Below are 26,848 nucleotides of genomic sequence, written 5' to 3' on the forward strand. Positions count from 1 at the left end.
TACACCGGGTGGCTGAATCTGCCCGCGCTGGCGCGGCGGGGCGCTGCCCGACGTCCGCGCCAGCGGCTGGCATACCATCAGAGTTCCTGCGGGCGCTCCGGCTCGATCACCGGCGCGTGCATCTCGTAGTCTGTCTGCTTCCAGCCGCCGCCGCCGTCTCCCGACACCCATTGGAACGTCCAGGTCTCGATGAAGCCGCCGGGCAATTCGTTGGTGATGGTGATCCGCTCACCAGGCGCACCGGACCCTGGCAGCGAAACGGGCGTCGTCGCGCCCGCGCGAGCCAGAGCGTCGTACCCGACCCGGCGTTGGCGTACGGTCAGCGTTCCCGGCTCCATCACCCGGCGGTCCGCATCTGGAAGACCCTCCAGCCAACCCATGATCGCCGTTGCTTCGCGGGTACCGGCCCGATGATGTGACACGTGCTCGACGAACGCCGTCGGCGTCCCGGCGCCCGCGACGGCCGGTACCGGGGCCAAGCCAAGGGCCAGCAGCGGTGCGAGAAGAAGCGACCTGTTCCTGTTTCCTGCCATTGTTCATTCCATGAGGTGTGCGCGATTGCACGCCACCAGCGTGGGTGGCCCAGGGACATCAATCCATGAGGAAAATTGCAGTTCTACGCGCGGCGGCTCAACGCCCGCTGCGCGAAGCCCGCCAGTAATCGTCGCGCATGCCAATTGGAAGGTGTATCCTTTTGGATACGATCATTCGATGGCAATGCTCCATGCAACCGAGGCGTTTACGCGGTGGCTGCGCGGTCTCAAGGATCGCAGCGCCCAAGCGGTGATCGTGGAGCGTCTGCAACGCGTTGCCCGAGGACTCGAGGGCGATGTTCGAACGGTAGGCTGCGGGGTGAGCGAGTTGCGCATCAACCGTGGGCCGGGGTATCGGGTGTACTTCACACGTCGAGGAAGAACCGTCGTCGTGCTGCTCCATGGCGGCGACAAGTCAAGCCAGCATCGCGACATAGCCAAGGCGATCCGTCTTGCCGGAATGCTGTAACCGCCATCAATCCACTTCGTTCACGGGGACGCCATGAATAGACTGAAGACCGCTCCCTTCGATCCAGCCGACTACCTTCTGGACGACGAAGCAATCGCCACCTATCTGAGCGAAGCGCTTGCAGCAGGTGATGCAGGCCACTTCCAGGAAGCGCTTGGCACCGTTGCGCGTGCGCGCGGCATGCGCGCTGTCGCCGAAATATCCGGTCTCGGCCGCGAAAGTCTGTACAAGGCACTGCGGCCAGACGCACATCCGCGCTTCGACACCGTACAGCGCGTGTTGTCCGCCCTCGGTGTCCATCTCACTATCCAGGCCGGCAAGGCCTGATCGGAAAAGCTGCACCCGCCGGGTATGGCCCGGCGCTACCCACCCTGCCCGATCAGTGCCCGCCGCGCGCGCCGCCCACCTGCTCGATCAGGGTCTGGCTGGCGGCATTGAGGCCCACCACTGTCACCTGCGCACCCTGCGCGGCCAGCTTTTCCTGGGCGCGCTCCAGCGCCGCCACTGCGGTCAGGTCCCACAGATGGGCATCACGCAGGTCGATCTGCACCTTCGGCGCCACGTGCTGGTAATCAAACGCCGCCCCGAGCTGGCCAGCCGAGGCGAAGAACACCTGGCCGCGCACGCGGTAGACCTGGGTATCGGCGGTGTCGTTGCGCTGCACATCCAGCATGCGGCCGACCTTGCGCGCGAAGAACAGGGCCGACAGCAGCACGCCGCTGAGCACGCCCTTGGCCAGGTCGTGGGTGGCCACGGTAACCACGACGGTCAGCAGCATCACGGCGGACGAGCTTCGCGGATGGGTGCGGAGGTCACGCAGCGAGCGCCAGCTGAAGGTGCCGATGCTGACCATGATCATCACCGCCACCAGCGCGGCCATCGGGATCTGCCGCACCAGGTCGCTGCCGTACACCACCAGCACCAGCAGCAGCGCGCCAGCCACCAGGCAGGACAGTCGGCCGCGGCCACCGGAGGTCACGTTGATGACCGACTGGCCGATCATCGCGCAGCCGGCCATGCCGCCAAGGAAGCCGGTGACCGTGTTGGCCACGCCCTGGCCGACGCACTCGCGGTTGCGCTCGCTGGGCGTCTCGGTGATGTCCTCGACGATCTGCAGGGTCATCATCGATTCGAGCAGGCCGACCACGGCCAGCGTGGCCGACACCGGCAGCAGGATGCGCAGCGTTTCCCAGGTGAGGGGCACGTCGGGGATGAGGAAGTGCGGCAGGCTTTCGGGCGGCTGGCCCATGTCGCCGACGCTGCGCACGTCCACGCCGAAGCCGATGACCACGGCGGTGAGCACGACGATGGCGACCAGCGGCGACGGCACCGCGCGGGTGATGCGCGGCAGCAGGTAGATGATGGCCAGCGCGGCGGCACACAGCACGTAGACGGTGGGGCCGCGGCCGATCAGTTCCGGCATCTGCGCCAGGAAGATGAGGATGGCCAGCGCGTTGACGAAGCCGGTGATGACCGAGCGCGAGACGAAGCGCATCAGCGAGCCGAGCTTGAACACGCCGGCCAGCACCTGCAGCAGGCCGGCCAGGATGCTGGCGGCGAACAGGTACTGCAGGCCGTGGTCCTTGACCAGGTCGACCATCACCAGCGCCATCGCGCCGGTGGCGGCGGAGATCATGCCCGGGCGGCCGCCGGCGATGGCGGTGACCACGGCGATCGAGAACGCGGCGTACAGGCCGACCTTGGGGTCGACGCCGGCGATCAGCGAGAAAGCGATGGCCTCGGGAATCAGGGCCAGGGCGACGACCATGCCGGACAGCAGATCACCACGGATGTTGCCGAGCCATTGCTGGCGCAGGGGGTGGGACGTTTGCATGGGAAAACTCCGCGCGCACGGGCATGGGGCCACGTGGCGCTGTCAATCGGGAGCGGTCAATCAAGGACAGTCGACTGACAGTCGACTCTACCGGCGGGAGCCGGTACGTGGGAGGCGCGCAGTCTACGGGAAGCCGCGCGGCGGCGGTAGCGCGGGCGGGGCAGTACAGCAGCGGAGCATGGCTCCGCTCTACAATTGAACAATGGCCGCCGACGATCCCCGCTTCTTCGACCCCGCCACCGAACAGGGCGTGCTGCGCCTGTCCATCGCCTTCTCGCTGGCGGTTGCGCTGGCCGGGGTGGTGTTCGGCCTGCTGGCCAACTCCTCGCTGATCATCTTCGACGGCATCTACGGCCTGATCGATGTGGTGATGACCTGGCTGTCGCTGCTGGTGGCGCGCCTGATCGCGCTGTCCACGCAGACCGATGCGCTGCAGTCGCGGCTCAACCAGCGTTTCACCATGGGCTTCTGGCACCTGGAGCCGATCGTGCTGGGGGTAAGCGGCCTGCTGATGATCGGCGCGGCGCTGTACGCGCTGGTCAACGCGGTGGATGCGCTGATGTCCGGCGGGCGCCATATCGCGCTGGGGCCGGCGATTGTGTTCGGCGTGGTGTCACTGCTGGCAGAAAGTGCGTTCGGCGCCTTCGTGTGGCGCGCCAACCGTCGCATCGGTTCGGACTTCATCGCGCTGGATGCGAAGAACTGGGTGATCGCCGCGAGCATGTCGGCCTGCTACGTGGCCGCGTTCGTGGGCGGGGTGCTGGTGCAGGGCACATCGTTGGCCTGGGTCGGGCCCTACATCGATCCGGCCATCCTGGCGGTGGTCTGCCTGTTCGTGATGGTGGCGCCGCTGGGCACGGTGCGGCGGGCGCTGGCCGGCATCCTTCTGGTGACCCCGCCGGATCTGCAGGCGCACGTGGACGCCGTGGCGCGGGACATCGTGGCCCGCCATGGCTTCGTCGAACACCGCAGCTACGTGGCCCAGGTCGGCCGTGGCGAGCAGATCGAGCTGTTCTTCGTGGTGCGCGAGGACGACCCGCCGCGGCCCCTGGTGGAGTGGGACCAGCTGCGCGATGAGATAGGCGATGCACTGGGCGAAGCGTCCCCGGACCGCTGGCTGACCATCATGTTCACCACCGACCGCGAGTGGACCATCTAGGCCTGCAGGACGATGTGTCAAATATTCAAGACGAACTATCACCCATCGTCCTGCGGGACCGGGCAAAGTAGACCCATCGAAACACCCACCCACTGACCAGGAGCATCCCATGTCCATCGAAAAGGTTCTGTACACCGCCCAGGCCACCTCCACCGGCGGCCGTGAAGGCCGTTCGGTCTCCTCCGACAACGTGCTGGACATCCAGCTGTCGACCCCGCGCGAGCTGGGCGGCGCCGGCGGCCCGGGCACCAACCCGGAACAGCTGTTCGCTGCCGGCTACTCGGCCTGCTTCCTCGGCGCGCTGAAGTTCGTGGCCGGCCAGGCCAAGGTCGCGCTGCCGGCCGAGACCACCGTCACCGGCAAGGTCGGCATCGGCCAGATCCCCACCGGGTTCGGCATCGAAGCCGAGCTGACCATCAACGCCCCGGGCGTGCCGCGCGAGCAGCTCGAAGAGCTGGTGCAGAAGGCGCACATCGTCTGCCCGTACTCCAACGCGACCCGCGGCAACATCGACGTGACGCTGATCGTTGCCTGATGCAAAAATGGGCGGATGCCGGTCGAAACCGGGCATCCGCCCATCCCACCTCGGGTGGGCCCCGGCACAGGGCCGGGGACGCATTTGCTTGTGTAGAGCCGAGCCCATGCTCGGCTGATCCATGCAGCCGAGCATGGGCTCGGCTCTACACGTTCAAGCCTTATTTCCCGCTCGTGATGAGCTGCACGACGCTGGAGAAATCCAGCTTGCCGCGGCCGGCCTGGTGGTTCATCGAGTACAGGTTGCGGGCCACTTCGCCCAGCGGGATCGAGGCGCCGACGTTCATCGCCGCTTCCACCGCCAGGCCCATGTCCTTCAGCATCAGGTCGCTGCCGAAACCGCCACTGTAGCCGCGCGAGGCCGGCGCGTTTTCCAGCACGCCCGGCCACGGGTTGCACACTTCGGTGGCCCAGCTGCGGCCGGTGCTGACCGCCATCATCTGCGACAGCACCTTCGGGTCCAGACCGTGCGCCACGCCCAGGGCGATGGCTTCGCCGGTGACGGCCATGATCACGCCCAGCGCCATGTTGTTGCACAGCTTGGCCACTTGGCCGGCGCCGCTGGCACCGACGTGGAAGATGTTCCTGCCCATCGCCTGCAGCACCGGGCGTGCGCGTTCCAGTGCGTCCTCTTCGCCACCGACGATGAAGGTGAGCGTGCCGGCCTGCGCGCCGGCGGTACCGCCGGACACCGGTGCGTCGAGCATCTGCAGGCCTCGCGCGGCAGCGGCTTCAGAGACCTTGCGGGCGCTGGCCGGGGCGATCGTGCTGCAGTCGATGACCAGCGCACCGGCCGGGATGTCGGCGAGGATGCCGTCATCGCCGAGGTACACGCCTTCGACGTGGCGGCTGGCCGGCAGCATCGAGATCACCACTTCGGCGTCGGCCAGGGTGTCGCGCGCCGATGGTGCGGCGCTGGCACCGGCGTCGACGGCGGCCTGGACCGCGGCCGGCACCAGGTCGAACACACGCACGGAGTGGCCGTTCTTGACGAGGTTGGCGGCCATCGGGCCACCCATGTTGCCCAACCCGATGAATGCAATGCGGCTCATGCAAGGCTCCTTTCAGCAAGCGGAGTGCCCAGGTCGGCCAGCGGGTGCGCGGCCTCGGCCCAGGGGGAAACAAAGAAGGTGTCCGCCCACGCGGCGGTGGCCTCGGCCAGGGTGGCCGGGTTCCACTGCGGGTTGCGGTCCTTGTCGACCAGCAGCGCGCGGATGCCTTCGGCGAAGTCGCCCCGGGCGGCGCAGTGCAGCGCAGTGACGTACTCCAGGCGATAGACGCTGGCCAGGTCCTGGCCGGCGCTGCGGCGCTGCAGTTCGAAGGCCAACCGCGCCGAACCGGGTGCGCCGGCAGCAAGGGTCTTCTGTGCGGCCTGCAGCCAGGCATCGTCGGTCTGCAGGTCGCGGATGCGTGCGATGATCGCGGGCAGATCATCCCCTGCGCACAGCGCGTCGACCTGTGCGGCGTTGGCCAGCAGCGGGCCGGTGGCTGCATCGCTGGCATGCGACTGCAGCAGATGATCCAGGCGTTCATGGTTGTGCGCGGCATCGCCCGACCAGGCCACCTGCAGCAGCGCATCGAACACCGCGCTGCGGCGTTCTTCAGCAACGTGCACGTCGGCCAGGCCGGCGTAGATGGCATCGCCCGGGTTCAGCAGCGCACCGGTCAGGGCCAGGAACAGGCCGCCCTTGCCCGGCACGCGCGGCAGCAGCCAGCTGCCACCCACATCGGGGAACAGGCCCACCGTGATTTCCGGGAAGGCCAGCTTGGAGCGCTCGCTGACCACGCGGTGGCTGGCGCCGGACATCAGGCCGATGCCGCCGCCCATCACGATGCCGTGGCCCCAGCACAGGATCGGCTTGGCGTAGGTATGGATGAGGTAATCGACGCGGTATTCGACGTCGAAGAATTCGGCGGCGTAGTCGTTCTCGCGGATGTCGCTGTGGCCGGCGTCGCGGAAGGCGACCATGGCCTTGTACAGGCTGTGCAGGTCGCCACCGGCGCAGAACGCCTTTTCGCCGGCGCCCTGCAGTACCACCATCGCGATGCCGTCATCGCCGGCCCAGGCATTCAGCTGCTTCAGCAGCAGGTGCGCCATCGGCAGCGAGAAGCCATTGAGCGTGCGCGGTGCATTGAGCGTGGCGAAGCCGATGCGCGTGCCGTTGCCGGCCGCTCGCTCTTCGAACAGCACCGGTGCGTCGTCGGCAACGGTGTCGGTGGTCATGCGTTCTTCCACTGCGCGGCGCGCTTTTCCAGGAAGGCGCTCACGCCCTCGACCTGGTCGGCGGTGTCGAACAGATCGACGAAGGCTTCGCGCTCGGCCACCAACGCCGAGGCGTGGGTGCCGGTGCGGGTGGACTGCACCAGGGTCTTGCAGGCGGCGATGCTGGTCGGGCTCTGCTTGCTGGCCTTCTTCGCCCATTCCAGCGCCAGCGCCTTGGCTTCGCCCTTGCCGACCTTCTCTTCGGCAAGACCGATGCGCACGGCGGTTTCGGCATTGATGCGCTCGCCCAGCAGGATCATGCGCTTGGCCCAGCCCTCGCCGACCAGGCGCGGCAGGTTCTGGGTGCCACCGGCGCACGGCAGCAGGCCGACGGTGGCCTCCGGCAGCGCCACCTGGGCATGGTCTTCGATGATGCGCAGGTCGCAGGCCAGCGCGCATTCCAGGCCACCGCCCATGGCGTAGCCGTTGATGGCGGCGATGGACACGCCACGGAAGGCGGACAGCGCTTCGAAGGCTTCGCCGAAACGGCGCGCGGCTTCGCGTGCGGCGGCCTTGTCGCCCGAGGCGAATTGGTTGAGGTCGGCACCGGCGGAGAAGAACTTCTCGCCGTCACCGGTGATCACCAGCGCGTAGATCCCGCGGTCTGCATTGAGCGCGCCCACCAGGTCGCGCAGCGCGGACAGGCTGTGCACGGTCCAGGTGTGCGCCGGCGGGTTGTGCAGGGTGACCACGGCGGTATGGCCATCGGCCTCGACCTTCAGGCCCACGTGCTCCTGGGTACGCCAATCCTTCATCGCAGTTCCTCTTCGGTGTTGAGCAGGTGGCGGGCAACGATCACCCGCATGATCTCGTTGGTGCCTTCCAGGATCTGGTGCACGCGGCTGTCGCGCAGCAGGCGCTCGATCGGGTATTCACGGATGTAGCCGTAGCCACCGTGGATCTGCAGGGCTTCGTTGCAGATCTTGAAGCCGGCATCGGTGGCGAAGCGCTTGGCCATCGCGCACCACACGTTGGCATCGCTGGCACCGGCGTCAAGCTTGCGCGCAGCCGAGTGCACCATCTGCCGGGCGGCCACCAGTTCGATGGCCATGTCGGCCAGCTTGAACTGCAGCGCCTGGAAATCAGCCAGCGCCTTGCCGAACTGGCGGCGCTCGCCCATGTAGCGGCGTGCGGCATCCAGCGCGCCCTGTGCGGCACCCAGCGAGCACGCGGCGATGTTGATGCGGCCGCCGTCCAGCCCCTTCATCGCCAGCTTGAAGCCGCCGCCTTCCTCTCCCAGAAGGTGGCTGACCGGCACGCGGACGTTTTCGAAGGTGATGCCACGGGTGGGCTGGCTGTTCCAGCCCATCTTCTCTTCCTTGCGGCCATAGCTGATGCCCGGCAGGTCGGCGGGCACCGCGATGGCACTGACACCGCCCGCACCGGCACCGCCGGTGCGGGCCATCACCACCAGCAGCTCGGTGGCACCGGCGCCGGAGATGAAGGCCTTGGAGCCGTTCAGTACATAGAAGTCGCCGTCGCGCACGGCGGTGGTCTTCAGCGAGGCCGCATCGGAACCAGCGCCCGGCTCGGTCAGGCAGTACGAGGCCAGCTTGCTGCCCGAGGACAGATCGGTGCCCCACGCATCGCGCAGCTCAGCCTGGCCCCACTTGGAGACCATCCACGACGCCATGTTGTGGATGCTGACGTACGCCGCAGTCGACGGATCGACGTTGGCGAGCTCCTCGATGACGACGGCGGCGTCCAGGCGGCTGAGGCCGCTGCCGCCGACTTCCGGGTCCATGTACAGACCACAGAAGCCCAGTTCACCGGCCTTGGCGATCGCCTCGCGCGGAAAGGTGCCCTCCGCATCCCATCGCGCGGCGTGCGGCGCCAGTTCGGCCTGTGCGAAGTCACGCGCGGCTTCACGATACGCCTGCTGCGCTTCTTCCTGGTCCGTCGTCATCGAGTGGCTCATGGCTGCTCCTGCCCTTACTTCAGGCTGATGGTGGTGTTGACGCCGTGGCTCAGCGTCTCGTCATCGAACCAGCGTGCGGTGACGGTCTTGGTCTGGGTGTAGAACAGCACGACCTGCTTGCCGTACGGGCCCAGGTCGCCCAGCTTGGAGGCGCGCGAACCGGTGAACGAGAACAGCGGCACCGGCACCGGGATCGGCACGTTGATGCCGACCTGGCCGACGTCGATGTCTTCCTGGAAGCGACGGGCAGCCGCGCCGGACTGGGTGAACAGCGCGGTGCCGTTGCCGTTCGGGTTGCTGTTGACCATGGCGATGGCCTCGTCCAGCGTTGCCGCTTCGAGGATGACCAGCACCGGCCCGAAGATTTCTTCCTGGTAGATGCGCATGTCGGTGGTGACACCGGCAAAGATGGTCGGGCCGACGAAGTTGCCCTTCTCGAAACCATCGACCTGCGGGTTGCGGCCGTCGAGCACCAGCGTGGCGCCCTGCTCCGCGCCCGAGGCGATCAGGCCTTCAACGCGCTCGCGGGCGCTGCAGGAAATGACCGGGCCGACGTCGGTGCCGGACACGGTGCCGCCGCTGACCTTGAGGGTCCTGGCCTTGGCCACCAGGTCCTGCACCCAGTTGCGCGCTTCACCGACCAGCACCAGAGTGGAAGCGGCCATGCAGCGCTGGCCGGCCGCACCGAAGGCGGCGCCGACCATCGCGTTGAGGGTCTGTTCCTTGTTGGCGTCCGGCAGCACCACGGCGTGGTTCTTGGCGCCCATCATGCACTGCACGCGCTTGCCGGCCAGCGAGGCGCGGTTGTAGACGTGGGTGCCGACGCGGGTGGAGCCGACAAACGACACGGCCTTGATATCCGGGTGGTCGCAGATCGCGTTGACCACCTCCTCGCCACCGTGGACGACGTTCAGCACGCCCTTCGGGATGCCGGCTTCCAGCGCCAGTTCAACCAGGCGCATGGTCACCATCGGGTCCTGCTCGGACGGCTTGAGGATGAAGGTGTTGCCGGTGGCGATCGCCATCGGGAACATCCACAGCGGGATCATCGCCGGGAAGTTGAACGGGGTGATGCCGGCGCACACGCCCAGCGGCTGCATGATGCTGTAGGTGTCTACGCCGTTGGCCACGTTGTTGGCCAGCTCGCCCAGCTGCAGGTTGCCGATGGCAGCGGCGTGCTCGACCACTTCCAGGCCGCGGAACACATCGCCTTCCGCGTCCGGCAGGGTCTTGCCCTGTTCGGCGGTGAGGATGTGGGCCAGCTCGCTCATGTTCTCGCGGATCAGCTGCTGGTACTTCAGGAAGATGCGCGCGCGGGTGCCGATCGGGGTCTTGCGCCAGGTCTTGAAGGCTTCCTTGGCGGCGGCGACGGCGGCATCCACTTCACCGGTGGTGGCGAACGGCACCTGGGCCAGCACGTCCTGGGTGGCCGGATTGATCACGTCCTGCCAGTGGGAGGTGGCCGATTCAATGAACTGGCCATCGATCAGCATGCGGATACGGGGCGCTGCAACAGTCATGACGACAATCCCACGGGCTCGAAAGATGCTTGGCATTATTCACAGCACCCACCTCGATTTCCGGCCTGAATCCGCTTAATCTGGCCAACACGCCAGACGATTCATGTTAATTCTGTGAATTTCCAGCCTTCACAACGCCAGCTGGGCCTGCGCCTGCTACGCCTGCGCGAGCAGCGCGGCTACAGCCAGGTGGAGCTGGCCCGCGCCCTGGGCCTGTCGGCCAGCTACCTGAACCAGATCGAGCGCAACAAGCGCCCGCTGACGCCGGCCGTGCAGAAGAAGCTGGGCGAGGTGCTGGGCGATGTTTCCGCCCTGTTCGACGACGATGAGCCCGCCGCGCTGCAGGAGGCACTGGGCGAGACCCTGCGCGACCTCGGCCTGGCGGAGGTGAGCGCGACCGAGCTGCGGGCACTGGCCGGCAACCTGCCGCAGGTCAGCCGCGCCCTGCTGGACCTGCATCGCCGCCACCTGGCCCTGCGCGAGCATGCCGCCGCGCTGGAGTTCCAGCTGGGCGAGCCCGAGGCCGGCAGCACCCTGCCCGCCGGCGACCAGGTGCGCGAGTTCTTCAACCGCATGCACAACCACATCCCCGAGCTGGACGAACTGGCCGAGCGCCTGTTCGCCGAGTGGGGACTGTCACCCGGGCACGTGGCGCCGCGCCTGCGCCAGCTGCTGGCCGACCGCCACGGCGTGCTGGTGGAAGTGGCTGCGCTGCAGGCCGGGCGCGAAAAGCGCCAGTTCGATGCCGGCGCGCGGCGGCTGTGGCTGCCCGATTACCTGGAACCGGGGCAGCAGGCGTTCCAGATGGCGGCCGAGCTGGCCCTGCACGGTTACCTGCCGCAGATCGATGCAGTGATCGCCCGCGCGGGCTTCCACGACGATGCGCGCATCGCACAGGCGCGGATCGGCCTGTCGAACTACTTCGCCGGGGCGCTGGTGATGCCGTACATGCGCTTCCTGCGTGCGGCCGAGGCCAGCAGCTACGACATCGAGCTGCTGGCGCATCAGTTCGGCGTTGGTTTCGAGGCGGTGTGCCATCGGTTGAGCACGCTGGCGCGGCGCAGTGCGCCGGGGCTGCCGTTCTTCTTCATCCGCGTGGACCGTGCGGGCAATGTGTCCAAGCGCCATTCGGCCACCGATTTCCATTTCTCGCAGGTGGGTGGGTCGTGCCCGCTGTGGATCGTCTACGAGGCGTTCAACCAGCCGGGGCGGATCCTGACGCAGACCGCGCGCATGCCGGATGGGCGGCGCCACTTCTGGCTGGCGCGGCAGGTCAGCAGCGGGCCGGTGGGGCATGGCCAGCCGCGCAAGACGTTTGCGGTGGCGCTGGGCTGTGATCTGCAGCATGCGGAACGGCTGGTGTATTCGCTGGGGCTGGATGTGCAGAGTCCGGGGAATTCGGTGTCGATTGGCCCAGGGTGCCGGGTGTGCCCTCGGGAGGACTGCATGCAGCGCGCGTTTGCGCAGTTGCCGGGTCGGTAAGGGTCAGATGCGCTCTGGTAGGTGCCAACCTTGGTTGGCACGCTCCATCCGTGCGCGACGTGCATCCACGCATGGCGTGGATTTACTACCGGGTCAGTAGATCGGCGTGACCTTCATCTGCGGCAACGGACGTGGTGCGCCGTCGGTCAAGTCCGGGCCCAGGTCTTCCCAGGTGCGGCCCTGCTCCACCATCTGCGCCCACAGCTGCTGCGACCCACGACGCTTGTCTTCCGAGCCCAGCTTGTACGACGGCGGCACGGGCTCACCGCCTGCAACGATGGAATACGCCGCGCGGTAAGCCAGCACCTGCTGTGCGGGGTCGTCGGTGCGCGCCACTTCCAGCGTGTAGCGCTGGTAGGCCGAAGCGAGGTTGCGCCAGCGGATCCAGTAGTGATTTTCGAACGAGAACGCGCAGAAGCGTGCGCCGGCCAGGCTGCCCTTGTCGGCGATGCGGCTCAGCACCTCCTGCGGCATGTCCAGGTTCATGCCGCCTTCGTCGCCCTGCAGGCTCACATGCACGATGCGGTCGCGGTAGCCCGGTGCACGCGCCTGCAGCAGGTCGCGCCAGTTCTGCATGGTGGCCACCACCGCGAACAGGAAGCGACCCAGCTCGGCCGCCGCCAGCGGCGTGGCGATGGACTGGTAATGCCGCTGCCAGCCATGGCGGTTCTCGGTGGGCAGCACCACCGCGCGCTCCAGCGCCTGCTGGCCGGTGGCGCCGTGGCTCACATCCTCGGCGTGCTGTGGGTAGACCAGATTGATGGCGAAGGTCGGCCAACGTGGCATCGCCGCGTCGAACAGGTGGATGGGGAAGTTGCTGCTGATGCCACCATCGGAGAACCAGCAGATGCGGAAGGCGGTGATGATCGGCCCGCAGGATTGGCCGGCACTGGTCAGCCCTTCCATGCTGTCGGCCACATTGTGCTCGGCATCGGCCGCGGCCGGCGACGGCTCGCAGCGGCGCTCACGACGCGCGGGCTCATGCAGCGGCACCGCGCTGATCAGCAGCGGGAAGCTCAGGCTCATGCGCGTCGCCACCAGCACCGGCAGCTGCGGCCCCTGCGGCAGGTGGTAGTACTGCCGGCCTTCCACATCGACCGGCGCACCGGCATGGTCGACCAGCCACTGCACCACGCTGGCCGGGAACAGCTGTGCGAACTCCTCGCGCAGGAACCAGAACTGCGCGCCGCCCAGCGGCAGCGTGCGCGGTTCGTTGTGCGACACGCAGGTGGTGATCATCTGCAGGCTGATCGCGTGCGGGCTCTCCGGCTCGCCTGCATAGCGCGGTGCGTCGTGCAGGTCCGCGAAGGTGAGCGGCGCATCCGGCGACTTGCCGGCCAGCTGTTGCAGGCTGTGGTGCAGCCATTCGGTCAGCGCCGGTTTGCGCGCATCACGGCCCAGGCCGCTGCAGAGGCCCAACAGGTTGCGCCGCGCCACCCGCGCCACCCGCAGCGCGGCACCGGCCACACCGGCCCCATAGGCGCACAGCAGCGAAGGCAGCAGGGTGGCCGCCACACCGCTCCAACCGCCGCCCCACCAGCCCAGGCCGAGCAGCAGCGCCAGCGACACCAGCACTTCCAGCGGGGCGATCTCGAACACGGCCACCGCCAGGCACAGCAGCTTGCGCGGCCAGCCGTAACCACCGGTCAGCGCGGCCAGCAGCCGGTAGGCCGCCCGCGCACCGCGCGCCGGCTGGAACAGGCTGTAGATGAAGCCGCGCCGCGAAAGCTGCGCCGACACCGCCGACAGGCCGCCATAGCCGGCGTCGTCAGCCAGGTGCTCGCCGGCCTGCTGGCGGCGATCGCCATAGGCCGCCGCTGCCGCCACCGCCGCGGCGATGGCGCCGGCCGAGGTGCCACCGATGCTCTTGAACCGATAATCGCGGGCCAGCGCCAGTACCGCATTGGGGTACACGATGCCGCTGGTGATGCCGCCCTTCATGACCAGATCGCAGTACTTGTCTGCCACTACCCTGCCCCCGCTGACTGTGCCTGAGATGCCACCCGACGCTACGGATGCAGTATGACGCGAAGGCTTCTCACAGCCTGAGAACCCGCCCACGGAAGGACCACTGGCCGCCCCCGCCCGGCCCGTGCACACTGCGCCCAGGACACTCATGCAGGGATTGCCATGACCACCCGTCGCGCGTTCATCGCTGGCTGTGCCGTCGCCACTGCCGCCAGTGCCTGTAACCGGCGCGGCGCGCCGGTGGCCAACGACATCAGCCAGCTGGAACCCACAGACGTGGCCGGGGTGCGGGCCGTTGCCGAAACGGCCGACCTGCAGGCCGCCCTGCAGCAGCACCGGGGCACGGTCTGCGTGGCCGGCGGCCGCTACAGCATGGGTGGGCAGACCAGCGCGGCCGGCGCCCTGCAGCTGGGCCTGACGCCGAGCCACCGCCTGCTGCGGCTGGACGTCGCGCGCAGGGCGGTGCGCGTGCAGGCCGGCATGCGCTGGCGCGCGCTGCAGGAATGGCTGGACCCGCACAACCTGTCGGTGAAGGTGATGCAGAGCTTCAGCAACTTCACCGTCGGCGGTTCGGTATCGGTGAACTGTCATGGCCGCTACGTCGGCAGCGGCAGCATCGCCTCCACCGTGCGTGCACTGCAGGTGGTGCTGCGATCCGGCGAGGTGGTCGAGACCTCGCGCACGCAGCACCCGGAGCTGTTCGCCGCGGTCATCGGTGGCTATGGGCTGATCGGTGTTGTCAGCGAAGTAGAGCTCGACCTGACCGACAACGACCGCATGGCGCGGCACATGGAGCGGGTGGCGCTGGCCGATTACCCACAGTGGTTCCGCGAGAACGTGGCGTCGCGCAGCGATGCGTTGATGCACAACGCCGACCTGATTCCACCGCGTTTCGATGCACCGGTGACCGTGACCTGGAGGCGCAGCACTGCAGCGCTGACCGACACCCGGCGCCTGATACCCGTCGGTGCGAACTATGCCCACGAGCAGAACATGATCTGGGCCGTCACCGAACTGCCCGGCGGCCCGCAGCTGCGCGAGAGCTCGCTGGTGAAGCAGCAGATTGCCGAACCGCGGGTGATCCATCGCAACCTGGAAGCGAGCCTGGACGTGGCAGCGCTGGAACCCCGCACGCGCGCGATGTCGACCTACCTGCTGCAGGAATACTTCATCCCCGTGCGCAGCTTCCAGGCGTTCGCCACGCGCATGGCCGCGATCCTGCAGCACCACCGCGTGGACGCACTGAACGTATCGATCCGCCACGCACCCGCTGATACGACCGCGTTGATGAAGTGGGCGGACGAAGAAGTGTTCTGCTTCGTGCTGTACCACAAGCAGCGTCGGCATCCATGGGGCGACACCATGGCCACGCGCTGGACCCGCGCACTGATCGATGCTGCGGTGGACTGTGGCGGACGTTACTACCTGCCCTACCGCCCGCACGCCACAGGCGAGCAGTTCCAGCGCGCGTACCCGCAGTGGAACGCATTCGTTGAACGCAAACGCCAGTACGACCCACAGATGCAGCTGGTGAACCAACTCTGGCAGCGCTACCTCGCAGCGCCTTAGCAATGGGGTCAGAGCCCTTTGCTGCACAAAGGGATCCAACCCCGTGCCGTTCCGACAGACCGCAGCAAACTGTCGAAGGCGGGGTGGGTCCGGTTGAGGGGGCGTGAGCCGCATGGGCCCGAGGCATGCCTCGGGCGGGTTGGGCAGGACGCCCAACCCTGGTCTTGCCGTGTGCGCAGGACAGCGCACACGAGCAAGCGGCAACCGAGCTTACAGGGACGTACTTGCAGCGTCCCCCTCAACCGGACCCACCCCGCCAACCCGCGGAATCCCAGCTTCTGAAGTTGACGTCGACGTGCCTCGGCAGGTGCAGGGCGCAGCCCTGCCGGCAACCCACAACACTTGACCCCCACAACCATCGGCGTAGCATCAGCACCAAGCCAAGGGACAGACCCGCGGCTACCACAACGACATGAGGGATTCTCATGGAATTCGACTATCTCGTCTTCATCGGGCGTTTCGAGCCCTTCCACAACGGCCACGCCGCCGTTGCCCGCCTGGCCCTGAGCCGGGCCCGTAAGCTGATCTTCCTGGTCGGCTCTGCTGATACCCCCCGCAGCCTTCGCAATCCCTGGACCGTGGCCGAACGCGCCGTGATGATCCAGGCCGCCCTCGATGGCGACACCGAACGCCTGCTGATCCGCCCGCTGCGCGACCACCTCTACAACGAAGCGCAGTGGATCGCCAACGTGCAGCGCCAGGTGGCCGAAGCCCTGCGCAACGACGGCGCTGCCGCCGATGCCAAGGTCGGCCTGATCGGCATGGACAAGGACGCCTCCAGCTACTACCTGCGCGAATTCCCGCAGTGGCCGCTGGTGGACGTGCAGCACACTGCCACCCTGTCGGCCACCGAACTGCGCCGCTACCTGTTCGAAGCCGGCGACGTCGACTTCCACGGTGCGCTGCTGATGCTGCGTGGCAACGTGCCGGCGCCGGTGTACGACATGCTGGAGGCGTTCCGGAAGAGTGCACCGGCCTACGGCCAGCTGGTGGCCGAGTACCGCTTCATCGAACAGTACAAGGCCGCCTGGAAGGACGCGCCCTACGCGCCGACCTTCGTCACCACCGATGCGGTGGTGGTGCATTCGGGCCATGTGCTGCTGGTGCGCCGCCGTTCGGAACCCGGCAAGGGCCTGTGGGCACTGCCCGGTGGTTTCGTCGGCCAGGAACAGAGCCTGCTGGACAGCTGCCTGCGCGAACTGCGCGAGGAGACCCGGCTGAAGATTCCGCTGCCGGTGCTGAAGGGCTCGCTGAAGAGCCAGCAGGTGTTCGACCACCCCGACCGCAGCCAGCGCGGCCGCACCATCACACATGGTTTCCACTTCGAATTCCCGGCCGGCGAACTGCCGGCGGTGCGCGGCGGCGACGACGCCGACAAGGCGCGCTGGATTCCGGTGAGCGAAGCGCTGGAGATGGGCCCGCAGCTGTTCGAAGACCACCTGCACATCCTGGAGTTTTTCCTCGGCCGGGGCTGACCCGACCGGCTTTCCCCACCGGCGGATAGACCGCCGGTTTCACTCGACGCGAAGGAGCTTCCGTCATGCATTACCTCGATAATCTTCTCCTCGACACCGACAGCTACAAGGCCAGCCACTGGCTGCAGTACCCGCCGGGTACCGATGCCACGTTCTTCTACGTGGAATCGCGCGGCGGCCTGCACGACCGCACGGTGTTCTTCGGCCTGCAGGCGATCCTCAAGGACGCGCTGGCACGGCCGGTCACCCATGCCGATATCGACGACGCCGCTGCGGTATTCGCCGCGCATGGCGAACCGTTCAATGAAGCCGGCTGGCGCGATATCGTCGACCGCCTTGGTGGCCACCTGCCGGTGCGCATCCGCGCTGTACCCGAGGGCAGCGTGGTGCCCACGCACCAGGCGCTGATGACCATCGAATCAACCGATCCGGCCGCGTTCTGGGTGCCCTCGTACCTGGAAACCCTGCTGCTGCGCGTGTGGTACCCGGTCACCGTGGCCACCATCAGCTGGCATGCGCGGCAGACCATCGCCGGCTTCCTGCAGCAGACCAGCGACGACCCGCAGGGGCAGCTGCCGTTCAAGCTGCACGACTTCGGCGCACGCGGTGTGTCGAGCCTGCAGTCGGCCGCGCTGGGCGGTGCCGCACACCTGGTCAACTTCCTCGGCACCGACACCGTCTCGGCGCTGTGCCTGGCCCGCGCGCACTACCACGCGCCGATGGCCGGCTATTCAATTCCCGCCGCCGAGCACAGCACCATCACCAGCTGGGGCCGCGAGCGCGAAGTGGATGCGTATCGCAACATGCTGCGCCAGTTCGGCACGCCCGGCGCGATCGTCGCGGTGGTGTCGGACAGCTATGACATCTACCGCGCGATCAGCGAACACTGGGGCACCACCCTGCGCGATGAAGTGATCGCCTCGGGTGCGACCCTGGTCATCCGCCCCGATTCGGGCGACCCGGTGGAGGTGGTGGCCGAGAGCCTTCGCCGCCTGGACGAGGCCTTTGGCCACACGATCAACGGCAAGGGCTACCGCGTACTCAACCACGTGCGGGTGATCCAGGGCGATGGCATCAACCCGGACACGATCCGCGCCATCCTGCAGCGCATCACCGCGGACGGCTATGCCGCCGACAACGTGGCCTTCGGCATGGGCGGTGCACTGCTGCAGCGGCTGGACCGCGATACGCAGAAGTTCGCGCTGAAGTGCTCGGCCGCGCGGGTGGACGGTGCCTGGATCGACGTCTACAAGGACCCGATCACCGACGCCGGCAAGACCAGCAAGCGCGGCCGCATGCGCATGCTGCGCCGCCTGGACGATGGCAGCCTGCATACGGTGGCGCTGCCGGCCAGCGGTGACGACACCCTGCCGGCGGGCTTTGAGGATGCGATGGTGACCGTGTGGGAGAACGGCCGGTTGCTGGTCGACCAGCGGTTGGAGGACATCCGCGCGCGGGCTGCGGGCCAGCGATAAGGGTGCATCCACGCATGGCGTGGATCTACTGGAGCGCCCCCTTGACCCACGCCAGCAACGCGTCCACCGTGGGCACGCCGAAGGTATCCCTGCCGTCGTTGCGACTATGGCAGGGATTTGAATGGGAATCCGGTGAAGGCGCCTCGCGCGCCCATTCCGGAGCTGCCCCGCAGCGGTGAATGGAAACGAATCCTGCCAACAGCACTGGGCTCGCGCCTGGGAAGCGGCAGGTAGTAGGTGGGCTGCGGCCCGTGTCCATCAGCCCGAATACCGGCCCCGGCCGGGGGACACGACCGTCCCCTGACTCGACCTGGAATCTCCGCGGGGAGGTTGCCGGGGCCAATGTCGTCCTGCGCGTGCAGGCGGTGTGGCCGCGCGCGTCCTGTTCACGGTTTCCGGCCAGACCCGTTGCCCACGCCAAGATGCACCCGACGATGACCGAGTTCCAACGCCCCGCCCTGTCCCTGCCCGCCGACGGCAAGCGCCTGCTGCTGCATTCGTGCTGCGCGCCCTGCTCGGGCGAAGTGATGGAGGCGATCACCGCCTCCGGGATCGACTACGCGATCTTCTTCTACAACCCCAACATCCACCCGGTGAAGGAATACGAGCTGCGCAAGCAGGAAAACATCCGCTTCGCCGAGCAGCACGGCATCCCCTTCATCGATTGCGACTACGACACCGACAACTGGTTCAGCCGTGCACGCGGCATGGAAAACGAACCCGAGCGCGGCATCCGCTGCACGATGTGCTTCGACATGCGTTTCGAGCGTACCGCGCTGTACGCGCATGAGCACGGCTACGACACCATCAGCTCGTCGCTGGGCATCTCGCGCTGGAAGAACATGGCGCAGATCAACAACTGCGGTGTGCGCGCGGCCTCGCGCTACGACGGCCTGCAGTACTGGGACTACAACTGGCGCAAGGGCGGCGGTGCCAGCCGCATGGTGGAGATCAGCAAGCGCGAGCAGTTCTACCAGCAGGAGTACTGCGGCTGCGTGTACTCGCTGCGCGATGCCAACCGCCACCGCCGCGAAACCGGCCGCGAGCGTATCAAGATCGGCCTGCTGTACTACGGCCAGGACGCTGAAACGCCGCAAGGCGATTGACGTGTGCGCGGGGGGCGGCCACGCTGGTCGCCCCTCTGCTGTGCTGGACCCTGCCATGACCGCCCTGCCCGCCGATGTCGCCCTGCTGGTGATCGACCTGCAGCCGGACTTCATGCCCGGTGGCGCGCTGGCCTGTGACCAGGGCGATGCGCTGGTGGCGCCAGTTGTCGAGCTGCTGGCGCAGCGCCGCTACCGCACGGTGGTGGCCACCCAGGACTGGCACCCGGCCGACCACGCCTCCTTTGCCAGCCAGCATCCGGGCACGCGCCCGTTCGAGAGCATCCTGCTGCACGCGCAGCCGCAGACCCTGTGGCCGGACCACTGCGTGCAGGGCAGCGATGGCGCCGCACTGCATCCGGGCGTGGACTGGACCGTGGCCGACCTGATCCTGCGCAAGGGCACCCGCCAGCAGGTGGATTCGTACAGCGCGTTCCGCGAGAACCATGGTCCGGAGGGCGAGCGCCCGCCGACCGGCCTGGCCGGCTGGCTGCATGAGCGCCGCATCCGCGAGGTGCATGTGTGCGGCCTGGCGCGCGATTACTGCGTGCTGTGGAGCGCGCAGGACGCGGTGAAATCCGGTTTCCGGGTGAAGTTCCTGTGGGACCTGACCCGGCCGGTGACCGAAGCCAACGACGCGATGGTGCGCGAGGCCTTGGGCAAGGCAGGGATTGCGATCGTCTGACCCATTGCTGGCGTCACAGCTGCGCGGGCGGCAGGTCCCTCAACCATGCCAGCCCCTTCGCGACGATGCCGGACGGGTTCAACTGGCGATGGCTCTGGTAGTAGTGGTGGGTGATGTGGTGGGCATCCACCGTGCGGGCGACCGCAGGCATCGCCAGCATCCGCTGCAGCAGCCCGTTCAGGCCGGGGTAGCTGGCGATCTGCCGCACATTGCATTTGAAATGGCCGTGGTAGACCGCATCGAACCTCAGCAGCGTAGTGAACAGGCGGATATCGGCCTCGGTCATTCGACCACCCACCAGCCACGGCGACTGCTGAAGCTGCGCATCCAGCATGTCCAACGTTTCGAACAGCGGCCCCACGGCCTCGTCGTAGGCCTGCTGGGTACTGGCGAAGCCTGCCTTGTAGACGCCGTTGTTGACCGCTTCGTAGACGCGCGCGTTGATCGCATCGATGTCCGCACGCAGGGCCGCAGGGTAATAATCGCCGGGCAGCGCACCGTGACCGTCAAACGCCTCGTTGAACATGCGCAGGATGTCTGCCGATTCATTGCTGACGATGCTGCGCTGCTCGCGGTCCCACAGCACCGGCACGGTCACCTTGCCGGTCATGCCCGGCTTCGCGGCGGTGTACAGGTGATGCAGGTATTCCGCCTGCAGTTCCGGGTCGGGTATCACGCCGCGCCCTGGCTGGAACGTCCAGCCCTGGTCACCCATGTACCAGTGCACCACCGATACGGGCAGCACTGATTCCAGACCCTTGAGCGCGCGCATGATCAGGGTACGGTGGGCCCAGGGGCAGGCCAGGCTGACATACAGGCGGTAACGCCCGGATGCGGCCGCATGCCCTGGCTGGCCCTGCGGACCGGGCCCGCCATCGGCTGTCAGCCAGTGGCGGAACGTGGATTCCTCGCGGTGGAACTGCCCATCCTCGCCGGCGGCACCTGCGGTGCCGACCTGCCAGACGCCATCAACGAGCTGGCCCATGCTGGTGCTCCCTCTGCTGCAGAACCGGTACCGTAGCGCGTGGAGCCGCAACGTCCGGTGAGAACTGCGTGGAGGCGGGCCCCCTCAGCGGAACACCACCGTGCGATGCCCGTTGAGCAGGATGCGGTGCTCCACATGCCGGCGCACGGCGCGCGCCAGCACCTGTGATTCGGTATCGCTGCCCAGCCGCACCAGCTCGCGCGGCGCCATCGCGTGGTCCACGCGGGCCACGTCCTGTTCGATGATCGGGCCTTCGTCCAGGTCTTCGGTCACGTAGTGCGCGGTGGCGCCGATGATCTTGACCCCGCGCGCGTGCGCCTGGTGGTAGGGCTGCGCGCCCTTGAAGCTGGGCAGGAAGCTGTGATGGATGTTGATCGCGCGGCCGGCCAGGGCACGGCACAGCGTGGGTGAGAGGATCTGCATGTAACGCGCCAGCACCACCAGGTCGATGCGCTCGCGTTCGACCAGGTCGATGATCTGCTGTTCCTGCACGGCGCGCGTGTCCGCGTTCACCGGCAGGTGGTGGAACGGCACCTGGTAGGACGCGGCCAGCGGCGCGAAATCATCGTGGTTGGACGCCACCGCGGCGATGTCCACTTTCAGCTGGCCGCTGTGGGCACGGAACAGCAGGTCGTTCAGGCAATGGCCCTGCTTGCTGACCAGCACCAGCAGGCGCGCGCGACGGCGGCCGTCGTGCAGCTGCCAGTCCATGCCGTAGTCGGCGGCCAGCGCGGCCATCGCCGCATGCACGGTATCCAGCGGCAGGCTGGCGTCGCGGTCGAAATGCACGCGCAGGAAGAAGCGGCCGCTCTCCTCATCGCCGAACTGCTGGGCGTCGAGGATGTTGCAGCCGTGGTCGAACAGCAGCCCGGACACGCGGTAGACGATGCCGGTGCGGTCGGGACAGGACAGGGTAAGAATGGAATCGGGGCGCATCGCCCCAGTTTAGGGCAGCACCCTGCGGCAGTGCACAATGCTGTCAGATGCAACCGATCTTCAGTGCGGATGCACGGTCAAGGCTACCAGCCGCACCACCAGCGGACGCACCAGCAGCACACCGCAGAACGCGATCGGCATGGCCATCTGGTAGGCCGCCAGCACCCGCGCCAGGTAGCCGCTACCCAACCCGGCATTGGCGGCGGTAATGACCAGGCACATCAGCAGCGCCATCAGGCCGGCCATGAAGAAAGCGAAGACAAACGGCGTGCTGCGGGCGTGCAGCTTCCAGCGGGGCGATCGGGAGTGGGCCATGGCACATCGCATCGAATGAAGTGGGCCGGCAGGCTAGTGGTGCTGCGGCCCGGGCACAGCCCCTCCTCGCTTCGCACAGACCCAAGCGATACTCGCCCTCCCGCATGGCAAGCTGGTCGGTCATGAACCTGTTGCAGCTCATCCGCAGCTTCACCCGCACCGCAGACACCGGCAGCATTGCCGCTGCGGCCCGCCACCTTGGCATCAGCGCCACCGCCGTGGGCCAGAACATCCACCGGCTGGAAGCCCACCTGGGCGTGCGCCTGCTCAACCGCAGCACGCGGCAGCTGGCGCTCAGCGAGGCCGGTGCAGTGTATCTGGCGCAGGTGCGGCACATCGAGGCCGACCTGGCACGCGCGCAGGCGATGGTCACCGCCGGCGATATCGAACCGTCCGGGCCGCTGCGCATCGCCAGCAGCAGCGCGTTCGGCCGCCACGTGCTGGCACCGCTGCTGCCCAGCCTGCAGCAGCGCTACCCGCAGCTGCAGCTGGAACTGCGCCTGAGCGATCGCGCCGTGCAGCACGGGCCGGAGGCGGTGGATGCCAGCATCCGCATCGGTGCGCAGCTGGAAGACGGGCTGGTGGCGCGGCCACTGGCGCGCATCCCGTTCGTGTTCTGTGCCTCACCGGCCTACCTGGAGGCGCACGGCACGCCGGGCGACCCGGTCGCATTGAACGGCCATCGTGGGCTGCTGCACCGCTTCCCCACCGATGGCCGGCCGCTGCGCTGGGGCCTGCTGAAGGATGGCCAGCGGGTGGACGCGGCGCTGCCGGCGAGCATGGTCTGCGATGACATCGACGCGCTGGCCGAACTGGCCGCTGCAGGCGCGGGCATCACCCGGCTGGCCGCGTTCGTGGCCGAGCCCTATCTGCGCGATGGCCGCCTGCAGGCGGTGTTCGGCCCGGCCAGCGACTGGCAGCCGGAGCCGATGGAGGTGTTCTTCTGCGTGAGCGACCGCCGCGATTTCACCGCGAAGATCCGCGCGCTGTTCGAGCACCTGCAGGCCGGCATCGCGCCGGCCTGGCAGGTCTGAGGCTCAGCGCGCGCGGAACACGTTGCGCGCTTCGCGCGGCTCGCAGCGCAGGTACTGCGGCGACGGCACCACGCTGTCGCCCAGCGCGGCGGCGGCGTGCCACGGCCAGCGCGGGTCGTAGAGGATGCCGCGGGCCAGGGCGATGGCGTCGGCCTGGTTGTGGCGCAGGATCGATTCGGCCTGTTCCGGCTCGGTGATCAGGCCGACCGCGATGACCGGCATGCGCAGCTTCTTGGCCTTGATGGCCGCCGCGAACGGCACCTGGTAGCCCGGGCCGACACTGATCTTCTGGCGCTCGTCGAGGCCGCCGCTGGACACGTGCAGGAAGTTGCAGCCGCGTGCATCGAGGATCTGCGCCAGCGCTTCGCTCTGCACCAGGTCCCAGCCGCCGTCGACCCAGTCGGTGGCGGAAATGCGCACGCCCACCGAGACCGTGTCCGACACCGCCGCGCGCACCGCATCGAATACTTCCACCAGCAGGCGCAGGCGGTTCGGCAGCGAGCCACCGTAGCCGTCGGTGCGGCGGTTGCTGAGCGGGGACAGGAACTGGTGCAGCAGGTAGCCGTGCGCGGCGTGGATCTCGATCAGCTCCAAGCCCAGCCGCTCGGCGCGCACCGCGCTGGCGGCGAAGGCGGCGATGACCTCGGCGATGCCGGCCTCGTCCAGTTCCTGCGGCGCCGGGTCGGCGGCATGGAATGGCACCGGCGACGGCGCCACGGTGGCCCAGCCGTTGGCATCGTCGGCCGGCAGCTGGCGGCCGCCGTCCCACGGGCGGGCGGTGGACGCCTTGCGGCCGGCGTGGGCCAGCTGGATGCCCAGCGGCATCGTCGACCAGCGGCGGACGCTGGCCAGTACCTGCGCCAGCGCGGCCTCGGTACCGTCGTCCCACAGGCCGAGGTCGGCCCAGCTGATGCGCCCGCGCGGCTCGACCGCGGTGGCTTCCAGGATCAGCAGGCCGGCGCCGGACTGCGCCAGGGTGCCCAGGTGCATGGCGTGCCAGTCGCTGGCGCGGCCATCTTCGGCGGAGTACTGGCACATCGGCGCGATCACGATGCGGTTGGGCAGGGTCAGGGGGCCGAAGGACATCGGCGAGAACAGCTGGCTCAAGACGGTCAGGACATGCGGAGGGGGTGCGTATTGCACCGCTGCACGGCCTGCGGATCAACCGTCTGGATGGATCGCTGTTTCGCGGGGGCGGGTTATCGGTAGCGCCGGGCCACGCCCGGCGGGCAACGGCGGCCGCGCTGCGCGCTCGCCCGGCGTGGCCCGGCGCTACCGGATCGCGAAACCCGCCAACGCCTCGGCGCAGTCCCGTTCATCCTTGAACTGAAGCAGGTCATCGGCGCGGGTGCGGCCGCGGTTCAGCGCCGCCACCGGCAACCCGGCCTTTGCGGCGGCCTGCACGAAGCGGAAGCCGGAATAGACCATCAGCGAGGAGCCCACCACCAGCACGGCATCGGCCTGCTGCAGGTGCGCGTGCACGGCCGCCACGCGCTCGCGCGGCACGTTTTCGCCGAAGAACACGACGTCCGGCTTCAGCAGGCCGCCGCAGTACGGGCAATCCGGCACCACGAAGGCGGAGAAGTCGGTTTCCAGGTCGGCGTCGCCATCCGGGGCGATGCCCGCTTCCAGCGCGTCCCAGCCCGGATTGGCTTCGAGCAGGCGCTGCTGGAAATCCTCGCGCCCGCTGCGGCGTTCGCAGCCCATGCAGCGCACCCGATCCAGCCGCCCGTGCAGGTCGATCACGTTCTGGCTGCCGGCGCGCTGGTGCAGGCCGTCCACGTTCTGCGTCAGCAGCACCTGCAGCGTGCCGCGCGCTTCCAGCGCAGCCAGTGCCTGGTGGGTGCCGTTGGGCAGGGCCAGGCCGAAGCGCGGCCAGCCCAGCAGGCTGCGCGCCCAGTAGCGCTGGCGGGTGGCCGCCTCGCCCATGAAGGCCTGGTAGGTCACTGGCGGCGTGCGCTTCCACTGGCCGTCGGTATCGCGGTAATCGGGGATGCCCGAGGCCGTGCTGCAGCCGGCGCCGGTCAGCACGAACAGGCGTTGGGCGCGGTCGATGAAGTCGGTCAGCGGCGGGGTCATGGCAGCAAAATGGGGGCGCGCGGGCGCCCCCGCAAGCGCATGGTCAGCTGGCCGGGTCGGCCGCCGGGGCGTCCGGCAGGCGCGGGACGGCGGTCGGCTGGCCGTCATCGCCCAGCGCGATCATCACGAAGTGGCCGCGGGTGCACAGCTTGCGCTCGCCGCTGTGCAGGTCTTCGGCAATCAGCTCCACCTCGACCTTCATCGAGCTGCGGCCCACTTCGACGATGCGACCCACGGTTTCCACCATCTGGCCGATGCGGATCGGCAGCTTGAAATCGACCTGGTCGCTGCGCGCGGTCACCACGGTGCGGCGCGAATAGCGGGCGGCGGCGAGGAAGGCAGCCTTGTCCATCCACGCCAGCGCCTGGCCACCGAACAGGGTGCCCATGTGGTTGGTGTGGTTGGGGAAGACGATTTCGGCCATGCGCACTTCGATGGGCGGCACGGTTTCGGGGATGGGGGTCATGGCGGGGCCATCGGTGTGGGGTGCGGCGATTTTAAGCCAGGCCCGGTGCAGCCGGCGCTACACTGCGCCACGCCCACCGCACGGAACGCCGCCATGCCCGCCGCCGCCGACCTGCTGGCCTTCGCCCTGCTGTCGCTGGGCATGGTGCTCACGCCTGGGCCGAACATGGTCTACCTGGTCTCGCGCTCGATCTGCCAGGGCCGCCGTGCCGGGCTGGTGTCGCTGGGCGGCGTGGCACTGGGCTTCGTCTTCTACATGCTGTGCGCGGCGCTGGGCATCACCGCCCTGCTGATGACCGTGCCCTTCGCCTACGACACGCTGCGCATCGGCGGCGCGCTGTACCTGCTGTATCTGGCCTGGCAGGCGGTGAAGCCGGGCGGCCGCTCACCGTTCGCAGTGCATGCGCTGCCCGTCGACAGCCCGCGCCGGTTGTTTGCGATGGGTTTCCTGACCAACCTGCTGAACCCGAAGATCGCGGTGATGTACCTGTCCCTGCTGCCGCAGTTCCTGCACCCGGACGGCCACGGCAGCGTGCTGGCCCAGTCGGTGGTGCTGGGCTTCACCCAGATCGCGGTCAGCCTGGCAGTGAACATGGTGATCGTGCTGATGGCCGGCAGCATTGCCGCGTTTCTGGCCGCGCGGCCGAGCTGGCAGGCCGTGCAGCGCTGGCTGATGGGCACGGTGCTGGCCGGGCTGGCCGTGCGGATGGCGGTGGAAGGGCGGCGGTAGTTGTAGAGTCGAGCTTGCTCGACTGATCTTCGCGAACGGCAGTCGAGCATGGCTCGACTCTACAGAAGCACAGCAGTCGAGCAAGCTCGACTCTACCTCTACAGAAGCACAGCAGTCGAGCAAGCTCGACTCTACAGAAGCACAGCAGTCGAGCAAGCTCGACTCTACGGAAGCAAGAAACCCCGGCATTGGCCGTAATGCTGTTCACTTAAGCAGCCGGGCCAATCAGAATCCGATGCCAGTCTTCTGGCATCGGATTTTTTGTGGCCGTCCAACAGCAATTGCTCGACCTTGGTGACCTGTTCAATTTCTCCGAC

Annotated in this window: 26 protein-coding genes and 1 riboswitch; of the genes, 12 read left to right on the plus strand and 14 right to left on the minus strand. The window is 68.0% G+C overall.

The features are described 5' to 3' along the window. Positions 1-77 precede the first annotated feature (77 nt). Entirely contained in the window at positions 78-533 is a 456-nt protein-coding gene (locus FJU31_RS15925; RefSeq protein ID WP_150455600.1) for a hypothetical protein, read from the minus strand. A gap of 178 nt (positions 534-711) precedes the next feature. Here FJU31_RS15925 and FJU31_RS15930 point away from each other — a divergent pair, with 178 nt between their 5' ends. Both FJU31_RS15930 and FJU31_RS15935 read left to right on the plus strand, forming a co-directional pair. Continuing rightward, a complete protein-coding gene (locus tag FJU31_RS15930; RefSeq protein ID WP_150455601.1) occupies positions 712-1,002 on the plus strand; it encodes a type II toxin-antitoxin system RelE/ParE family toxin in 291 nt (96 codons plus the stop codon). 33 nt (positions 1,003-1,035) lie between these two features. Next, on the plus strand, positions 1,036-1,329 hold the full coding sequence (locus FJU31_RS15935) for an addiction module antidote protein (RefSeq protein ID WP_150455602.1): 294 nt from the start codon (positions 1,036-1,038) through the stop codon (positions 1,327-1,329). Positions 1,330-1,381: 52 nt separating this feature from the next. Here FJU31_RS15935 and FJU31_RS15940 read toward each other — a convergent pair whose 3' ends face one another. After that, entirely contained in the window at positions 1,382-2,836 is a 1,455-nt protein-coding gene (locus tag FJU31_RS15940; RefSeq protein ID WP_150455603.1) for a SulP family inorganic anion transporter, read from the minus strand. 202 nt (positions 2,837-3,038) lie between these two features. Here FJU31_RS15940 and FJU31_RS15945 point away from each other — a divergent pair, with 202 nt between their 5' ends. Together FJU31_RS15945 and FJU31_RS15950 are read left to right on the plus strand one after the other, a co-directional pair. Continuing rightward, on the plus strand, positions 3,039-3,995 hold the full coding sequence (locus FJU31_RS15945; protein ID WP_150455604.1) for a cation diffusion facilitator family transporter: 957 nt from the start codon (positions 3,039-3,041) through the stop codon (positions 3,993-3,995). A 109-nt stretch (positions 3,996-4,104) separates the two neighbouring features. Next, positions 4,105-4,530, plus strand: coding sequence for an organic hydroperoxide resistance protein (locus FJU31_RS15950; RefSeq protein ID WP_108758371.1), 426 nt, complete (start codon positions 4,105-4,107; stop codon positions 4,528-4,530). A gap of 160 nt (positions 4,531-4,690) precedes the next feature. Here the strand turns inward: FJU31_RS15950 and mmsB are convergent, their stop codons facing one another. Genes mmsB through FJU31_RS15975 form a run of 5 tightly spaced genes read right to left on the minus strand, consistent with a single transcriptional unit; the run spans position 4,691 to position 10,230 of the window. After that, complete coding sequence (gene mmsB, locus FJU31_RS15955; protein WP_150455605.1) at positions 4,691-5,581, minus strand: 3-hydroxyisobutyrate dehydrogenase; 891 nt, start codon at positions 5,579-5,581, stop codon at positions 4,691-4,693. Further along, the gene (locus FJU31_RS15960) at positions 5,578-6,753 is read right to left on the minus strand and encodes an enoyl-CoA hydratase/isomerase family protein (protein ID WP_150455606.1); all 1,176 of its coding nucleotides are present in this window, start codon (positions 6,751-6,753) and stop codon (positions 5,578-5,580) included. The genes mmsB and FJU31_RS15960 overlap by 4 nt, the downstream gene beginning before the upstream one ends. Continuing rightward, the gene (locus FJU31_RS15965) at positions 6,750-7,547 is read right to left on the minus strand and encodes an enoyl-CoA hydratase (protein WP_150455607.1); all 798 of its coding nucleotides are present in this window, start codon (positions 7,545-7,547) and stop codon (positions 6,750-6,752) included. Before FJU31_RS15965 ends, FJU31_RS15960 begins: the two co-directional genes overlap by 4 nt. Continuing rightward, a complete protein-coding gene (locus FJU31_RS15970; RefSeq protein WP_150455608.1) occupies positions 7,544-8,710 on the minus strand; it encodes an acyl-CoA dehydrogenase family protein in 1,167 nt (388 codons plus the stop codon). Before FJU31_RS15970 ends, FJU31_RS15965 begins: the two co-directional genes overlap by 4 nt. Positions 8,711-8,724: 14 nt before the next feature. After that, positions 8,725-10,230 (minus strand): CoA-acylating methylmalonate-semialdehyde dehydrogenase, encoded by a 1,506-nt coding sequence (locus FJU31_RS15975; protein ID WP_150455609.1) that lies wholly within the window; start codon positions 10,228-10,230, stop codon positions 8,725-8,727. A gap of 114 nt (positions 10,231-10,344) precedes the next feature. On the opposite strand from FJU31_RS15975, the gene FJU31_RS15980 reads away from it, so the two are divergent. Continuing rightward, the gene (locus FJU31_RS15980; protein ID WP_150455610.1) at positions 10,345-11,712 is read left to right on the plus strand and encodes a helix-turn-helix domain-containing protein; all 1,368 of its coding nucleotides are present in this window, start codon (positions 10,345-10,347) and stop codon (positions 11,710-11,712) included. A 93-nt stretch (positions 11,713-11,805) separates the two neighbouring features. Here the strand turns inward: FJU31_RS15980 and FJU31_RS15985 are convergent, their stop codons facing one another. Then, the gene (locus FJU31_RS15985) at positions 11,806-13,680 is read right to left on the minus strand and encodes a patatin-like phospholipase family protein (RefSeq protein WP_150455611.1); all 1,875 of its coding nucleotides are present in this window, start codon (positions 13,678-13,680) and stop codon (positions 11,806-11,808) included. A gap of 162 nt (positions 13,681-13,842) precedes the next feature. Here FJU31_RS15985 and FJU31_RS15990 point away from each other — a divergent pair, with 162 nt between their 5' ends. The 5 genes from FJU31_RS15990 (at position 13,843) to pncA (ending at position 19,987) form a co-directional block, all read left to right on the plus strand. Further along, positions 13,843-15,249, plus strand: coding sequence for an FAD-binding oxidoreductase (locus FJU31_RS15990; protein WP_150455612.1), 1,407 nt, complete (start codon positions 13,843-13,845; stop codon positions 15,247-15,249). 425 nt (positions 15,250-15,674) lie between these two features. After that, positions 15,675-16,724, plus strand: coding sequence for a bifunctional nicotinamide-nucleotide adenylyltransferase/Nudix hydroxylase (locus tag FJU31_RS16000; protein WP_425473722.1), 1,050 nt, complete (start codon positions 15,675-15,677; stop codon positions 16,722-16,724). Positions 16,725-16,789: 65 nt separating this feature from the next. Next, on the plus strand, positions 16,790-18,199 hold the full coding sequence (locus FJU31_RS16005) for a nicotinate phosphoribosyltransferase (RefSeq protein ID WP_150455615.1): 1,410 nt from the start codon (positions 16,790-16,792) through the stop codon (positions 18,197-18,199). A gap of 64 nt (positions 18,200-18,263) precedes the next feature. Beyond that, a riboswitch (cobalamin riboswitch) is annotated at positions 18,264-18,492 on the plus strand. Positions 18,493-18,633: 141 nt separating this feature from the next. Beyond that, the gene (locus FJU31_RS16010; RefSeq protein ID WP_150455616.1) at positions 18,634-19,305 is read left to right on the plus strand and encodes an epoxyqueuosine reductase QueH; all 672 of its coding nucleotides are present in this window, start codon (positions 18,634-18,636) and stop codon (positions 19,303-19,305) included. A 55-nt stretch (positions 19,306-19,360) separates the two neighbouring features. After that, positions 19,361-19,987 carry a bifunctional nicotinamidase/pyrazinamidase gene (gene pncA / locus FJU31_RS16015; RefSeq protein ID WP_150455617.1) on the plus strand — a complete coding sequence of 209 codons (627 nt, stop codon included), beginning with the start codon at positions 19,361-19,363 and terminating at the stop codon, positions 19,985-19,987. A gap of 13 nt (positions 19,988-20,000) precedes the next feature. On the opposite strand, the gene FJU31_RS16020 is transcribed toward pncA, so the two are convergent. The 3 genes from FJU31_RS16020 to FJU31_RS16030 all read right to left on the minus strand — a co-directional run bounded on the left by FJU31_RS16020 (position 20,001) and on the right by FJU31_RS16030 (position 22,223). Next, positions 20,001-20,972: a glutathione S-transferase family protein gene (locus FJU31_RS16020; RefSeq protein ID WP_150455618.1), complete on the minus strand. Its 972-nt coding sequence runs from the start codon at positions 20,970-20,972 to the stop codon at positions 20,001-20,003. Positions 20,973-21,056: 84 nt separating this feature from the next. After that, positions 21,057-21,908 carry a formyltetrahydrofolate deformylase gene (gene purU / locus FJU31_RS16025; RefSeq protein WP_150455619.1) on the minus strand — a complete coding sequence of 284 codons (852 nt, stop codon included), beginning with the start codon at positions 21,906-21,908 and terminating at the stop codon, positions 21,057-21,059. Between the two features lie 60 nt (positions 21,909-21,968). After that, positions 21,969-22,223, minus strand: a complete 255-nt coding sequence (locus tag FJU31_RS16030) for a DUF2798 domain-containing protein (RefSeq protein ID WP_246161386.1) — start codon at positions 22,221-22,223, stop codon at positions 21,969-21,971. Positions 22,224-22,345: 122 nt separating this feature from the next. On the opposite strand from FJU31_RS16030, the gene FJU31_RS16035 reads away from it, so the two are divergent. Then, complete coding sequence (locus FJU31_RS16035; RefSeq protein ID WP_150455621.1) at positions 22,346-23,257, plus strand: LysR family transcriptional regulator; 912 nt, start codon at positions 22,346-22,348, stop codon at positions 23,255-23,257. A gap of 3 nt (positions 23,258-23,260) precedes the next feature. On the opposite strand, the gene FJU31_RS16040 is transcribed toward FJU31_RS16035, so the two are convergent. The 3 genes from FJU31_RS16040 to FJU31_RS16050 all read right to left on the minus strand — a co-directional run bounded on the left by FJU31_RS16040 (position 23,261) and on the right by FJU31_RS16050 (position 25,802). Continuing rightward, entirely contained in the window at positions 23,261-24,364 is a 1,104-nt protein-coding gene (locus FJU31_RS16040) for an NADH:flavin oxidoreductase/NADH oxidase (protein WP_150455622.1), read from the minus strand. 165 nt (positions 24,365-24,529) lie between these two features. Further along, positions 24,530-25,336, minus strand: coding sequence for an NAD-dependent protein deacetylase (locus FJU31_RS16045; protein WP_150455623.1), 807 nt, complete (start codon positions 25,334-25,336; stop codon positions 24,530-24,532). Positions 25,337-25,379: 43 nt separating this feature from the next. Then, the gene (locus tag FJU31_RS16050) at positions 25,380-25,802 is read right to left on the minus strand and encodes an acyl-CoA thioesterase (protein ID WP_150455624.1); all 423 of its coding nucleotides are present in this window, start codon (positions 25,800-25,802) and stop codon (positions 25,380-25,382) included. 93 nt (positions 25,803-25,895) lie between these two features. On the opposite strand from FJU31_RS16050, the gene FJU31_RS16055 reads away from it, so the two are divergent. Next, positions 25,896-26,531: a LysE family translocator gene (locus FJU31_RS16055; RefSeq protein WP_150455625.1), complete on the plus strand. Its 636-nt coding sequence runs from the start codon at positions 25,896-25,898 to the stop codon at positions 26,529-26,531. The last annotated feature ends 317 nt before the right edge of the window (positions 26,532-26,848 follow it).

This window comes from Stenotrophomonas cyclobalanopsidis, from assembly GCF_008710035.1.
GTDB lineage: Bacteria > Pseudomonadota > Gammaproteobacteria > Xanthomonadales > Xanthomonadaceae > Stenotrophomonas > Stenotrophomonas cyclobalanopsidis.